13 protein-coding genes and 1 riboswitch are annotated in these 13,149 nt (G+C 74.2%); of the genes, 2 read left to right on the top strand and 11 right to left on the bottom strand.

The genetic code is table 11. The features are described from left to right. Window positions 1–153: 153 nt before the first annotated feature. The 4 genes from ACFZAM_RS05030 to ACFZAM_RS05015 all read right to left on the bottom strand — a co-directional run bounded on the left by ACFZAM_RS05030 (window position 154) and on the right by ACFZAM_RS05015 (window position 3,632). Window positions 154–1,245, bottom strand: a complete 1,092-nt coding sequence (locus ACFZAM_RS05030) for a hypothetical protein (RefSeq protein ID WP_391042792.1) — start codon at window positions 1,243–1,245, stop codon at window positions 154–156. A gap of 456 nt (window positions 1,246–1,701) precedes the next feature. After that, window positions 1,702–2,349, bottom strand: a complete 648-nt coding sequence (locus tag ACFZAM_RS05025) for a response regulator (RefSeq protein WP_391042790.1) — start codon at window positions 2,347–2,349, stop codon at window positions 1,702–1,704. Window positions 2,350–2,360: 11 nt separating this feature from the next. Next, window positions 2,361–3,464, bottom strand: coding sequence for a histidine kinase (locus ACFZAM_RS05020; protein WP_391042788.1), 1,104 nt, complete (start codon window positions 3,462–3,464; stop codon window positions 2,361–2,363). Between the two features lie 30 nt (window positions 3,465–3,494). Beyond that, entirely contained in the window at window positions 3,495–3,632 is a 138-nt protein-coding gene (locus tag ACFZAM_RS05015; protein ID WP_391042786.1) for a hypothetical protein, read from the bottom strand. 482 nt (window positions 3,633–4,114) lie between these two features. On the opposite strand from ACFZAM_RS05015, the gene ACFZAM_RS05010 reads away from it, so the two are divergent. Continuing rightward, window positions 4,115–4,417: a hypothetical protein gene (locus ACFZAM_RS05010; RefSeq protein WP_391042784.1), complete on the top strand. Its 303-nt coding sequence runs from the start codon at window positions 4,115–4,117 to the stop codon at window positions 4,415–4,417. Between the two features lie 796 nt (window positions 4,418–5,213). On the opposite strand, the gene ACFZAM_RS05005 is transcribed toward ACFZAM_RS05010, so the two are convergent. After that, window positions 5,214–6,563 carry a peptidoglycan DD-metalloendopeptidase family protein gene (locus ACFZAM_RS05005; protein ID WP_391042782.1) on the bottom strand — a complete coding sequence of 450 codons (1,350 nt, stop codon included), beginning with the start codon at window positions 6,561–6,563 and terminating at the stop codon, window positions 5,214–5,216. 11 nt (window positions 6,564–6,574) lie between these two features. Then, window positions 6,575–6,747: riboswitch (cyclic di-AMP (ydaO/yuaA leader) on the bottom strand. Window positions 6,748–7,414: 667 nt separating this feature from the next. On the opposite strand from ACFZAM_RS05005, the gene ACFZAM_RS05000 reads away from it, so the two are divergent. Beyond that, window positions 7,415–8,050 (top strand): N-acetylmuramoyl-L-alanine amidase, encoded by a 636-nt coding sequence (locus tag ACFZAM_RS05000; protein WP_391043555.1) that lies wholly within the window; start codon window positions 7,415–7,417, stop codon window positions 8,048–8,050. Window positions 8,051–8,119: 69 nt separating this feature from the next. On the opposite strand, the gene ACFZAM_RS04995 is transcribed toward ACFZAM_RS05000, so the two are convergent. From ACFZAM_RS04995 to ACFZAM_RS04970, 6 genes are all read right to left on the bottom strand, one after another. After that, complete coding sequence (locus ACFZAM_RS04995; protein ID WP_391042780.1) at window positions 8,120–9,055, bottom strand: hypothetical protein; 936 nt, start codon at window positions 9,053–9,055, stop codon at window positions 8,120–8,122. 452 nt (window positions 9,056–9,507) lie between these two features. Continuing rightward, window positions 9,508–10,824, bottom strand: a complete 1,317-nt coding sequence (locus ACFZAM_RS04990; protein WP_391042778.1) for a hypothetical protein — start codon at window positions 10,822–10,824, stop codon at window positions 9,508–9,510. A 137-nt stretch (window positions 10,825–10,961) separates the two neighbouring features. Beyond that, window positions 10,962–11,273, bottom strand: coding sequence for a hypothetical protein (locus ACFZAM_RS04985; protein WP_355336251.1), 312 nt, complete (start codon window positions 11,271–11,273; stop codon window positions 10,962–10,964). 247 nt (window positions 11,274–11,520) lie between these two features. Then, on the bottom strand, window positions 11,521–11,925 hold the full coding sequence (locus ACFZAM_RS04980) for a nitroreductase/quinone reductase family protein (protein ID WP_391042774.1): 405 nt from the start codon (window positions 11,923–11,925) through the stop codon (window positions 11,521–11,523). A 113-nt stretch (window positions 11,926–12,038) separates the two neighbouring features. Continuing rightward, window positions 12,039–12,239, bottom strand: coding sequence for a hypothetical protein (locus ACFZAM_RS04975; protein WP_355336247.1), 201 nt, complete (start codon window positions 12,237–12,239; stop codon window positions 12,039–12,041). A 41-nt stretch (window positions 12,240–12,280) separates the two neighbouring features. Next, a complete protein-coding gene (locus ACFZAM_RS04970; RefSeq protein WP_391042771.1) occupies window positions 12,281–13,108 on the bottom strand; it encodes a hypothetical protein in 828 nt (275 codons plus the stop codon). Window positions 13,109–13,149: the final 41 nt, after the last annotated feature.

The raw sequence follows: 13,149 nt of genomic DNA, 5'->3' as shown, positions 1-13,149 counted from the left end.
ACACCGTCGCCACGCATGCGCTGCGGTGGGGTTTCTACGCGCTGTTGCAGGTGCTGGCGAATGTCACGCTGCTCGCCCTGACGTATTACCTGAAGACGCTGAACCCCGCGGGAACGGGCGCCGGGGTGGCCGGGAACGAGGGGTCGTACGGGGTCATCGTCGGGTTCGGTCTGTCCATTCCGGTGTTCTTTGCGACGACGCACGCGTGGGTGCTGTGGATTCTCGGTCCGCTGCTGGCCCGGCGGGTGTACCGGCGTTTCTGGGGGCGGGGCGACCGGGAGTTGCGCGACGCGTGAGGGCGCGGGCGGCGGCGGCCAGGAGGACGAGGGCGGCGAGGGCGAAGACGGCGCTGCCCGTCAGGGCGAGGGACAGGGGGACGTCGAGGGTCGGGGACTGCGTGAAGCCGACCCAGGCGTAGGTGAGGACGGCGCCCGCGGCGAGCGCGAAGCGGTGGGCGGCGGACCACGCCGGGCTGCGGGACCAGCGGAGCGCGAGGCATACGAAGGCGGCGACGGCCAGCAGCCACAGCGCGGGGTCGGTCCAGTCGGGGACGCCGGAGGGGAACAGGCCGCCGCGCGCCCAGTAGAGGGACGTGGCGGCGAAGGCCGTGGCGCCGACGAGCCAGGGGCGGGGCGTACGGGCCGTCGGGCGGGTCGCCGGGCGGGCGGGGAGCGTGAAGGCCAGCGCGATCAGTACGAGAATGACGGCGCCGCAGCCGATGAGCCGCGCGGGCGAGGCCATGAAGTGCTCGCTGTGCTGCTGCGCGACGGCGAGGAAGAGCGAGTCGGCGACGAAGGCCGTGGCGACCAGCGGCAGGCCGATGTTGCCCAGCCACGGCCGGATCTCCCGTCCCGCGCGCCCGCCGCCCCACGCGAAGGTCTCCACGATCGCGATCGGCACGCACACGCTCCAGACCGTGTGGATCGACAGCACGTCCTCGATCATCCCGACGCTCGTCCCGAGGAACGGCACGTACGTCCCCGCGTACGCGCCCGCCATGTCGAACCCGCCGTAGTGCGGATTCCACAGCATCTGGTCGATCGGCCCCTCCTCGACCAGGGCGTACGCCGCCGCGAGCACGATCATCGTCGGCCAGCCCCGGCCGAGGCGCCGCGCGCACTCGCGGATCAGTACGGCGCCGCCGCCGTACATCGGCGCGAGGATCAGGACGGACGGCAGCGCGGTGACCGGCTGGTTGCCGAGCAGGAACTCCCCGATCAGGGGAGAGAGGAAGAAGAGGGCCACCGCGAGCCGGAGACGGTGATACGGGCGCCGGTCGTGTGGGTGCCGGTCGTGCGGGCGCGGGTCATGCGGGCGCCGGTCATGCGGACGCGGGTCGGCCGGGCGCGGGTCGGCCGGGCGCGGGTCGGCCGGCGGCCGGTACGCGGATACGGTCCGGGGGTCGGATACGGTGCCCGGCCGGGAGTCGGCTCCAGGGTCGGATACGGTCCCCCGGCCGGCCTCGGCCCCCAGGCCCGAGGCGGAAGCGGCGGCCCGCGGCAAAGACGTCCGTACTGCGTCATCGGAAGGCATACCTCCGACGCTAGGCACCCGCCCCGTTCACGGCCTCGGCCGACCGGCCAGACCCGTCACCCCACCGACCGGCCCGTGCCGTACACCTACCTGCCGGCCCCGTACACCCACCGGCCCGCATCCCCGCCGGAGGCGCTACGGGACGGGACCGCCGCGAGCACCGCCCCCTCACTCCTCCCCCGCGTCATGCGCCAGCAACGCGAGCTGAATCCGGTTCTCGACCCCGGCCTTCCCCAGCGCGCTGGACAGATGCGCCTTGACCGTCCCGACCGACACATGCAGCCGCGCGCCGATCTCGGTGTTGGAGAGCCCTTCGGCGACGGCCCGGGCGACGTCGCGCTCGCGCTCGGAGAGGTCGGCGAGCCGCTGCCGGGCGGCGTCGGCGCGGGAAGAGGAGCCGGTAGCCGCGTGGGCGATGAGGGCACGGGCGGCGGACGGCGACAGGACGGGTTCGCCGCGAGCCGCCCGGCGTACGGCCTCGACGATCTCCTCCGGCTCGGTGTGCTTGAGCAGATAGCCCGCCGCGCCCGCGCGTACCGCCTCCAGGACGGTGTCCTCGGCGCCGAAGGTGGTCAGCACGATGACCTGGGGCGCGGGGTCGCGCCCGGTGAGGGCGCGGGTGGCGGTGATGCCGTCCATGACCGGCATGCGGATGTCCATGAGGACGACGTCGGGACCGTGCTGCCGTACGGCCCCGGGTACGGCCGCGCCGTCCCCCACCTCGCCGACGACCTCGATGCCGTCGGCGCCGCGCAGCATCATCTTCAGCCCGGCGCGCACCAGCGGGTCGTCGTCGACCAGAAGTACCCGGATCATGCCGTCGCCCCTCACGCCTCGCCCTTCCCCCGTTGCCGGGGATCACGCGTTGATGTCGCGGGCCACGGTAGCCGTACCCGTACGGTGAACACGCCGTCAGCGCGGCCGTGTTCGAGGGTCCCGCCGTCCAGGGCGACGCGCTCGCCGAGGCCCACGAGACCGGTGCCGGAACCGGGGATCGGGCGCGGCGGCCCCGAAGTCGCCTCGTACGCCTGCGGGTTGGTCACCTCGACGGTGAGGTCCGCGCCGGGCGCGCCGCTCAGCCGTACGGTCACGGGTGAACCGGCCGCGTGCTTACGGGCGTTGGTCAGCGCTTCCTGCACCGCGCGGTAGGCGGTGCGCTGGACCTGCGGGCGCAGGTCGGACGCGAGCGCGGGGTCCACGTCGTTGTGGAACTGCACGTCCTGGCCGGCCGCCCGCGCCTCGGCCACCAGTACGGCCACGTCCGCGAGCCGTGGCTGCGGCGCGGCCGTGCCCTCGTCCTCCGTCCGCAGCACGAGCAGCACTTCCCGCAACTCCTCCAGCGCCTGATGGGCGTTGTCCCGGATGACGCGGGCGCTCTCCTCGATCTCGGCGGCGTCCAGAGCGGGGCCGTCGGCGCTCCTCGTCCGGTACGCCAACGCGCCCGCGTGCACGGACAGCAGCGAGATGCGGTGCGCCAGCACATCGTGCATCTCCCGTGCGATGGCGGTCCGTTCGGCGCGGCGGGTGTCGGCGAGCCGCCGCGCGTGGTCGGCGCGCTCGCGTACCGCGTCCTCCCGCAGCCGGACGAGGAGTTGGCGTCGGCTGCGCAGGGCGCTGCCCGAGGCGAAGGAGACGAGGTAGTACGCCACCGAGAAGGCCGCCGCCGTCCAGTCGGTGCCGTGCGGGTCCGACAGCAGCAGCGCGTCCGGCACCGACGCGGCCACGAACAGCCCGAGCACCGGCAGCGAACGGCGCAGCGGCTCGTACAGCGCCAGGCTCGCCGTGATCACCATCCCGGCGCCGAACACGCTGTTGGACAGCGCCAACGCGGGTACGGCCAGCAGCGCCACGGCCATCGGGTACCGCCTGCGCCACCACAGCGACACGCACGCGAGCGCGCCGAGCGGCAGGTCGACCGCCTGGATCCACACCGGCCGGTCCTCGTGCTGCGCCGCGACGCCCTACACCACCATGCCGACCAGTACGGCGAAGCAGAGCGCGGCCGCGTCCACGGCCCAGTCGCGGGGCGTACGGCCCTCCGGGCGGCCCTCGGTACGGCCCTCCGGGCGGCCCTCCGTACGGAGGTCGGCGTCGGTCATTCCCCGAGGGTAGGGGCGGCGGGGGTCCCGCCCGGGGAACCGTCCCCTGTCCGCCCTCGGGTGCCGGACGGTGGGGCGTGGCCGACGGGTGGGCGCTCATTGCCGCTGGGGCTAGTCCTCAATCGCCGGACGGGCTGATTCATGGCTTCTGGCCCACCGCCAGCCCCGGCCTCCGTCCTCAAACGCCGGACAGGGCGACTCGCCGCCTCTGGCACACCCGCCAACCGCGGCTCCCGTCCCCAAACACCGGACGGGCTGAATCATGGCCTCCGGCACACCGCCAACCCCGGCCTCCGTCCCCAAACACCGGACAGGCCGACTCGCCGCCTCTGGCACACCCGCCAACCCCGGCCTCCGTCCCCAAACACCGGACAGGGCGACTCGCCGCCTCTGGTCGCGGACCCCCTCGCGGAGGGGGCGGGCGAGGGGCGGTTAGCCTCGGAGGCAAGGCTTCGGGGTTGGTGCGTGAGGAGGAGGACGGGATGGCTGGGGTTCCGGCGAGTGTGGTGGCGGCGGGCGGGCTGATCGGCGGTTACGGGGTGGCCCGGTGGACGCGGAAGCGGGCCCTGGGGGGCGTGGCCCTCGCGGCGGCGGGCACGCTCGCGGCCCGCGAGTGGCACGCGCGCTCGGGACCGGCGGTCGCCACGACGCTGACCACCGTCTACGTGGCGGCTTTCGCGGGTTCGCACCCTCTCGCCCGCAAGCTCGGCGCCTGGCCCGCCGTCTTCACCGTCGCGGGTGGCGTGGCCGCCGCGTCCTGGGCCGTGACGGGCCGACGCCGTTGAGAGCCGCGCGTATGAACGCCGACGCGGGCGACGCGCCCAGGGCGGTCGCGGCCCGACGCCGACATCGCCGCCACCCCTGAGACCACGCCCCGGCCGTGACGGGCCCGCGCGGCTGAGAGCCGCGTGTTTGAATGCCGCGCATGGACGACGACGATGTCACGAGCGGCGGCGGGGCCGCCGGTTCCGGGTCGGCGCGGATATGGATCGGCGCGATCCCGTCGGTGGATCCGGACGGCGTGGAAGTCATTCTGGACCTCGATCTGGACTCGCCCGACCCGGCGGAGCGGATGATCCGTCTGCTGCTGAACCGGGGGCACGAGGGCGAGGAGGGCGTCTTTTATCTGCTGCCGGACGACCTCTCGGCGCGTTATGAGCGGATCGGCGAGCGGTTGGCCGTGACGGTGCTGTCGCACCGCGCGGTGCTGGACGCCGATCTGGGCGAGACGGACGAGTTGCGGACGCGCCTCGCCGGGCTGGCCCGCGATCCGCTCGACGCCGACCGTCTGGTGCTGCTGCGGGGCGAGATCGTCACCGACTTCGTGCCGGCGGTTCAGGACGACGGCGCGCAGCCGTTGCTCGTCATCGAGCACACCGATGCCGCCGCCACGCTGGCGGATGTCCTGCGCCAGTTCGACGAGGGCGAGACAGGTATCGCCGTGCTGTCGGCGACGCTGGACCGGAAGGGCCGACCGAGCGAGCCGCATGCCAACGGCCCTGGCGTCGGGGGGGGAGCGCCAGGGCCGTCGGGGTTAACCGGAGGAGCGGTCCCGGGTGGAGCGGGACCGTCCCAGATGGTTCAGACGGCGATGTCGTGGGCGCGGAGCCAGACGGCCGGGTCGATGGGGGCGGCCCCGGCGGCGGGGCGGACCTCCAGGTGGAGGTGGGGGCTGGTGACGTTGCCGGTGGCGCCGACGCGCCCGATGGTGTCGCCGGTGATGACCTCGCCGGAGGTGACGACCATGGTGGAGAGGTGGCAGTACCACAGCTCGGTGCCGTCATCGAGGGTGAGGATCACGCGGTAGCCGTACGAGCCCGCCCACCCGGCCGAGGTGACCGTACCGGTGTGGATGGCGTGCACCGGGGTGCCGGTGGGAGCGGCGAAGTCCTGGCCGGAGTGGGTGTTGGCCCACAGGGAACTGGCCTCGCCGAAGCTGTCGGTGAGCGTGTACGAGGCGAGCGGCTTGAGGTACGAGACCGCGAGGTGGGCCAGGCGCTCGGACTCGGCCTTGGCGGCGGCCTCGGCATCGGCCTTGGCCTGTGCTTCCGCCGCGGCCTTCGCGGCGGCGGCCTGCTCACGTACCTTCTGCGCGGCGGCCTCGCGGGCGGCCTGCTGGGCCGCCGCCTTCTCGGCCGCCTCGCGCTCGGCCCGCGCGGCGGCGTCCCGCTGCCGCGTGGCCTCGTCGATGATGCGGGCGCGCAGGGCCTCACCGGGGTCGGTGGGCACGGGGGCGGCGGACGGCGCGACGTCGACGGAGGAGGCGGCCACCACGGCGGTCGTAGCCGTGGTCGAAACCGGCGCCAAGTCCGTAGCTGGCGCCAAGTCCGTGGCCGGAACCAAGTCCGTAGCCGGAGCCAAGTCGGGGTCCGGAGCCAAGTCCGTGGCCGTATCGGCGGCCGTGCTCGCGGAGGTGTCGGGGGCCGACACGTCCCGTACCGCCGCGCCGAAGAAGTCACCGGCCGTGGGCAGCGCCGACACGCCGGGGGAACCGGCGGGCGAGACCCCGGTCGAACTCGGGGGCAGGTCAAGGGAGTCGGGAATTTCCGGCAGATCCGGGACCGCTATGGGCGCGGGTACGGCGTCGGCCGCGACGGCTACGCCCCCGGCCCCTACGGCGGCCATCGCGGCGACGCCGAGGACGGTCGAGCCACGGGCCACGGAGCCGACGGAGCGCTGGCGCGGAAGCCGGTGACGGTTCGCGCCCTGAACGCCGTACGCGCCGTATCCGCCCGGCGCGCCCGCGGCACCGGGGTCGCCCTGGGCCGCGACGTACGCGGCGGCTTCGGCAGGGGCAGCGACAGAGGCAGAAGCAGTGGCTTCGGCAGAGGCGGCGGAATCCCCTGGAGAATTCCAGTCGTCCCACTCGCCGGGGGGATCGGCCGCTGGGGCCGCCGGGGCGGGAGCGTAGGCAGGCTGGTTGGACGCCACGCGGGCGCACTCCTTTCCTTCCTTGTCGCCTACCGGGTTAGCTGACGGGTTCGGAGCAGGAAGGTCTCCTACGGGCCTGGATGCTGCCCGATTCACCCCATTGGACCCCTCCCGTACGCCAGGGTATGGCGAGCAGGAGGGCGGGTCCCCGGTTCCCGCGGACGGGATTCGGCAAGCGCGCGGTGCCGCCTCTGTGGCGGTGGTGACAACCGCGCTGCGTTATCGAACGTTAATAGAGCCGGGGTCGTTTTCCAAGCCGAATCAAAGAGTTGACGTCGGGAACCAAACGGTCACAGAGTGCGTGATACGGGTAAACCCGGCACCGGATGTGGCCGGGTAGTGATGTGAGTGTGTGTCAGTTGTTATGCACAGGGGGACGGTTCGATTACGTACGGTCAGGGCGCGGCGCCGATTCCGTGTGCACGGCTGTGTACGGCGTCGACCGACGGCCGGGGTCCGGCAGCCAAGCAACGGGCGGCGACGGGGCCGCCGCGGTCTCGCCACCGGTGTGGACCTCTGCCAATTCGCGAATCGCTTGGCAGGTCACGCACCCGGACCCCACCATGAGCAGGCCCCGTACTTCTGTCATGCACTCGTCCTCTCCATGACGCCCAAGGGAGCTTTTCATGGCACGCCCCAGCGACCCCCAAGTACCCGCGCTGTCAAGCCCGTTGAGCCCGGCCGGTGAATCCGGCCAGGTTGGGCGCGAAGTCGACGCCACGGGCACGCCCGGAGTTACGTCCACGGGTACGTCCGGGGTTACGTCCACGGGTACGTCCGGGGCCGTGTCCGGGGTCCCGGTCCCGTCCGGGGTCGTCTCCGGCGCCGAACCCACCAGCTCACCCGGGCGCATACCCGGCACCCCCGCCGGGCCCCCGCTCGCGGCGGAGACGCCCACCCGGCGCTCGCTGCTGCGCGGCACCCTCGCCTTCGGGGCCGCCGTCACCGTCGGCGTCACGGCGGACCTGACGTCCGGGATCGGCCGCGCGTCGGCCGCCACCGTGGACTACCCGTCGGCCTCCTGGACCCCGGCCAGTTCCGGCAACTACACGGCGTCCAACCGCACTTCGACCTACCCGATCAACCTCGTGGTGATCCACGTCACCCAGGAATCCTTCACCGACACCATCAGCCTCTTCCAGGACCCCTCCCACGCGGCGGCGGCACACTACGTCGTCCGCTCGGGCGACGGCGCCATCGCCCAGTGCGTCCGCGAGCGCGATGTCGCCTGGCACGCGGGCAACTGGGACTACAACACCCGCAGCATCGGCATCGAGCACGAGGGCTGGGTCGACCAGCCCGCCTACTTCACCACCGCGATGTACCACTCCTCGGCCGCCCTCACCGCCGAGATCTGCGACAAGTACGGCATCCCCAAGGACCGCGACCACATCATCGGCCACGTCCAGGTCCCCGGCACCGACCACACCGACCCCGGACCCAACTGGGACTGGGTCCGCTACATCCGCCTGGTCAACGGCACCTGACGCCTCCGGCGCGGAATCGGGGACGTGCCCGGGCCACTACCGAGCAAGTACCTGAGCGCACGGCGGCCTTCACCTCGTGGACGTGGCCGCGTCCAGGGGAGGCAGGAGGTCGCCGTGGTGGAGGCGGAGGAGCCGGTCGTGGGCGGGGGTGAAGAGCGCGCGGCCGGTGTCCGGCGGTACGTCGCCGGGGGCGGCCGGCGGGGGGAGTGCGGTGACCGGGAGGGACGTGTGGCCCGTCGCGCGCAGGAGGCGGGCGAGTGCCTCTTCGCGCGCGGGGCCCGCGAGTTCCTCGTCGGTGATCACGCAGACCGCCGGGTGGCGGAGGAGCCACTGGCTCCGGCGGGCCTCGTGCATGCCGGGGAAGCCGGGGTCGGTCAGCGCGAGGGTGATGCGGGCGTCCAGCGTCGGCAGGGCGGTGAGGATGTCGCGGTAGACGAGGTGTTCCGGCAGGGAGCCCACCTGGCCCTCGGGCCGGGTGAGGGCGCGGATCTGGCTGATGATCCGGTCGCGGATGTCCCGGTGGTGGAAGACGATCGGCGGCCGTCCGCCGGAGTGCCAGACGCGCAGAAGGTCGGCGTCGGCCCGGCGCAGGTCCAGGCCGGTGACGTACCAACAGCCCCTGCCCGGAAGCAGATCGAGCAGTTCGGCGGCGGGCAGCCGGGCCAGCCGGGCTTCGGCGTCGGGGTCCACGGGTGAGCCGTGCGTGACCGGCTGGCCCAGGCGCGTCCACCACACCCGCCACAGGGCGCTGACCGCCTCGTGAAAAGCGGGCTCCACATTCGGGTTCGGACTCGGATTCGGGTTCAGCAGGCGGGCGGCCCTCTCGGGACCGTAGGCGGCCGTGAGCAGCGAATACACCTCGCCAGGACCGGGCTGCCGCGGCCCGGCCGACTGATCTCCGCTCATCGTGCCGAGCGAGGCATACCCGAGCGCGCCGGTGATCCCGGCCACCACCGGCGTCCCACTGCCCGGCAAAGACACGACGATCAAGTGGGCAGCGGACATGTAACTCTCCGAAGAAGTCGGGGCGGGCCGGGCTTGCTGCCCGGCGATGAGCGCGCCATGGCGGGGGTACGTGGGCGCGTGGCGCTTACGGTCACCGGGCCCGGTCGCGGGTACGTGACCACACGTGAGACCGACCGGTATGCGGGCCGCACCGACGTACGTTGCGCGTGGTGCACGCGGGTGCGCGGCCAAACGGTGGGTCGCCACCCGCGACGGGCCACCAGTACGCGGGCCTCGCCGACGTACGTGGCGCGCACGCGCCCGCACCCGCGCGGCTGGTGCGGCCGTCCGATCGGAGCCACCCTGGGCGTGGCGCGCACGCACGCGTAAGGCCGCCGGGACACGGCCAGGCGTGCGGCGCACGGGGACGCGCGGGGCGAGGAGCGGTCGGCCGCGGGGGCGGACGGGACAGCCACGGACGGCGCGGGGGTACGCGGTCGGCGGTGTGGCGGTCACGCCGGAGTATGTGGCGGTCGGCGGTCGGCCGCCGGGTCAACGGAGACGACCGGGCCGCCCGGCGTAAGGAGAAGGTCTTCGTATACGTGGTGGCGGCGGGCCGTGACGCGGTCGTGGAGCAGGGCGGCGGCGCGGGCGGGTTCTCCGGCGTCCGCGAGGGCGCGGGCGAGGGTGTCGTGGATGATCTCGCGCTCCACGCGCACCCCGCCGATCCGGTCCGCCGCCTCGCCCAGGTCGGTGAGGAGGTCGGCCGCTGCCCGGGGGCGGCCCGCGGTGATCTCCGCCAACGCCCGTACCACCGGGGCCAGTACGTCGCGGAACTCTGTGCGCGGGTCGGCGGCGGCGCGGCGGGCCAGGGCGTGCAGGTCGTCGGTCGCGGCCTCCACGGCCAGGGCGAGGGCGAGGTTGAAGGTGTGGAAGACCTCCGCCATGCCGCCCGGTCCGGCCAGCAACTCCCGTACGTGCGCGGGGTCGTTGCGCCCGGCCGGTTCCTGTCCGGCCAGCAGCAGGCGCCAGTTGGTCGCGGCCCGCATGCCGACGTCGGACCTGGACAGGGCCGCGTCCGCGCGGCGACGGGCGTCGGCGAAGTCGCCGCAGGCGATGGAGTGGAGCGCGGCGTGCCAGGTGAGATGGCGCGACTGCACCGCGCGCGGGTCCGCCGCGAGCCACGCGTCGAGGAATTCCGTGCCCGCCCGCCCGGTGCCCAACTCGTGCTCGGCGTGGGCGAGGGCGTGGGCGGCGACGCCCGAGCGCGGGCAGATTTCCAGGGCGCGTACCGCGAGCCGGTGGGCGTCGCGTACCCGCCCCTGCTCGGCGCGGGCGGCGGCCAGCCAGCTCGTCCAGGGCCAGTTGGCGGGGCCCGCGAGGGCGGCCTGTTCCTCGACGAGGGCTTCGCCCCGCGCGCGACCGGCCGGGTCCGCGTCCGCGGCGAAGGCGCCGAGCATGAGCCCGGCGACCTCGTCGGCCGGCCACCGGGCGAAGTGCCCCACCAAGTGGTCCGCGGTGAGCGCGTACTGCCGGTGCGTGAAGAGGAACACGCCGTACACCACGCTCGCCTGGCGCTCGCCGGCCGCCTGCGCGTCGCGGTACGCGACGGCCAACTCCGCCTTCAGCTCCGCGTCGCCGAGGCCGTCGCCGGTCGCCAGGGTGAGCAGCGCACGGGCCAGGCCGCAGTCCGGTTCCGAGGCCGCCCACCGGCGGAGCGACGGCAGCGCCTGCCCGCTGAGGGCGAGCAGTTCGGCCACCGCCCGGTCGCCGGGCGCGGCGCCCGCGGCCACACCCGTACCGACACCCGGAGCAGCCCACGTACCCACGCCCGCACCCGTACCGACACCCGGCGCAGCCCACGTACCCACGCCCGCACCAACGCCCGCCACCGTAACCACCGTTGTGCCCGCCGCTGCCGTCATCCGACCGGCCGCCGCTCGCCGCTCCGCCGCTCCCGCCCGGGTCAGACGGACGACATGAAGACGGCGGTGCAGACGATCCCGCTGCCGCCGCAGTGGTTGCGCGGCAGGCTGAGCGGCAGACCGGTCTGGTTGCCGCCGCCCACCCCGCTGCCCGCGACCGTCGCGCCCGCCGACCGTACGCCGTGGTCCTGGTTGACGCAGGCGTTGCCGAACACCGCGTCGCCGACCCCGAGGACGCTCGCGTGCGCGACACCGGCCGGAAGCAGCGCCGCTCCCGCGACCGCGCCCAGCACGGCGGCCCGCGCACCCAGCTTGCCCACGCCGCCGACCATGTCCCGCACCTCTGCGCCCATCACGTTCCTCCTTGGTCCGGGACCGAGTCCCGCCGCTGACACCGACCATGCCCGCCGCATATTCGCGGGGCCACGCCCTGGTCAACGAGCCACCGCCGGAACTGACACGCAGCGGCGGCGATCACGGAACGCCCCGAAGGACGCTCGTCGGGCCCCGGCGGCGCGGGCCCGAAATCCAGCGGGCCAACGGCTCAGCGGCTCAACGGCTCAGCGCCTAGCGGCTCAGCGACTCAGCGCCCTAGCGACATCAGCGGCTCAACGTGATGACCGGAATCGTGCGCCCCGCACGCTGCTGGAAGTCCGCGAAGAACGGCGCCGCGCGCAACTGCTGCGCCCAGAGCCGGTCGCGCTCCGCGCCCTCGGTGATGGTGGCCGTGACGTCGAAGGACTCGGTGCCGACCTCGACGTGGGCGGCGGGGTCGGCGCGGAGGTTGTAGAACCAGTTGGGGTGAGTGGGACGGCCCCCGTTGGCGGCGAAGACGACGAGGTCCGGGCCGTCCGTGGCGTAGGCCATCGGGGAGGTGAGGCGGCGGCCGGTACGGGCGCCGGTGGTGGTGAGCAGCAGCAGAGGGAGACCTCCGCCGCCCAACTGGCCTCCGTTGGCGCGGAATTGGTCAATGATTAACTGATTGCGCTCGACTCGCTCTGACACCGGCCCGGTCCTCCAGGATGTCGCCGACGCCCCCGTTGGGCGTTACGCCGGGTCCGAACCTACCCGCACCGACACGTCCGCCGTGGGCCGTACGGCCGACGGCCTCGTATCGGCTACGACCAGGTGTCCGCGTCGCCGCCGACCCACTGGATCAGGTCGGTCTCCTCGACCTCTATGTCGTCCAGACCGGCGCGGCGGAGGAATTCGACGAGGTCGGCTATGCGGTGGGCGCGGCCCACGTCGGTGCCGCGGATGGTGACCCGCCGCCCGCCGCCGGGGCCCGGCGGGTGCACGGTGATCGGCGGAGTGTCCATGACACCAGCCTGCCCCGCCTGCCCCGGGTCCGCACCCCGGATCAGCCGCGACCCGACCGGCCGGACCCGCCGCCCGACCCCGGACCCGGCTCCCGCCCCGATTCCAAGCCCGATTCCAGACCCGATTCCGCGCCCGGTTCCGCGCCCGATTCCGGTCCCGGCTCCCGCCCCGCGCCCCCTGCGGCCTCGGCCGCCAGTCCGTCCAGCACCGGCAGCCCCGCGACCAGCAGCCCCCTGCCGTACGACCGCCGCCCGCCCGCCTCCAGCAGGCGCCACAGGCCGGGGTTGGCCGCGAGCACGCGCGGGTCGAAGGCGGCGCGCCCGCCCTCGGCGTCGATGAGGACGAGCCGGGGGGTGCGGCCGGGGAAGAGGTGGATACGGACCAGGCGGTCGGTACGGACGCGGTGGCCGCGCAGCACGCCCCGCACCCGGAGCCAGCCGTCACCCGCCGTGACCAGGGGCGGACACAGGGCCCCGAAGACGGCGGCGGCCAGCGCGGTCCAGAACGCGGCCCGCACGGGGTCGAGGGTGCCCAGCGCCCAGTCCGCCGCGGTCAGCGCGGCGAGCAGGCCGCCCGCCACCCCGAGGGCGACCCGGAATCCGGCGCGCCACCCGTGGTCGTACGCCGTCGCGGGCCGATGGACGCGCACCTGACCGGGCAGCCGCCCGTACGCGGATACGTGCGCTGATACGTGCGCGGCGCCGCGCGGGCGCGGGCGTCCGTACGCCGAACCGGGCCCGTACCCGGCCGCGGGCCCGTACCCGTGCCCGGCCGCGGACGCGTGCCCGTGCCCGGCCGCGGGCGCGTGCCCGGCCGACACCGGGGAAGCCCCCGACCGCGCCGTCTCGACCGCCTCGCCGTATCCCATGTCTCCGACGCTACGGGCGCCCGGCGGCCCCGTACCGACCG

This window comes from Streptomyces sp. NPDC008079 (genome assembly GCF_042957385.1).
Lineage (GTDB): Bacteria > Actinomycetota > Actinomycetes > Streptomycetales > Streptomycetaceae > Actinacidiphila.
This window is presented reverse-complemented; position numbering and strand designations above follow the sequence as displayed.

What these genes read in the sequence shown, in the direction of transcription:
- ACFZAM_RS04985 (WP_355336251.1), bottom strand. Translation starts at nt 11,273, where the DNA reads ATGGGCGCAGAGGTGCGGGACATGGTCGGCGGCGTGGGCAAGCTGGGT.
- ACFZAM_RS05025 (WP_391042790.1), bottom strand. Translation starts at nt 2,349, where the DNA reads ATGATCCGGGTACTTCTGGTCGACGACGACCCGCTGGTGCGCGCCGGG.
- ACFZAM_RS05010 (WP_391042784.1), top strand. Translation starts at nt 4,115, where the DNA reads ATGGCTGGGGTTCCGGCGAGTGTGGTGGCGGCGGGCGGGCTGATCGGC.
- ACFZAM_RS04975 (WP_355336247.1), bottom strand. Translation starts at nt 12,239, where the DNA reads ATGGACACTCCGCCGATCACCGTGCACCCGCCGGGCCCCGGCGGCGGG.
- ACFZAM_RS04970 (WP_391042771.1), bottom strand. Translation starts at nt 13,108, where the DNA reads ATGGGATACGGCGAGGCGGTCGAGACGGCGCGGTCGGGGGCTTCCCCG.
- ACFZAM_RS04995 (WP_391042780.1), bottom strand. Translation starts at nt 9,055, where the DNA reads ATGTCCGCTGCCCACTTGATCGTCGTGTCTTTGCCGGGCAGTGGGACG.
- ACFZAM_RS05015 (WP_391042786.1), bottom strand. Translation starts at nt 3,632, where the DNA reads ATGACCGACGCCGACCTCCGTACGGAGGGCCGCCCGGAGGGCCGTACC.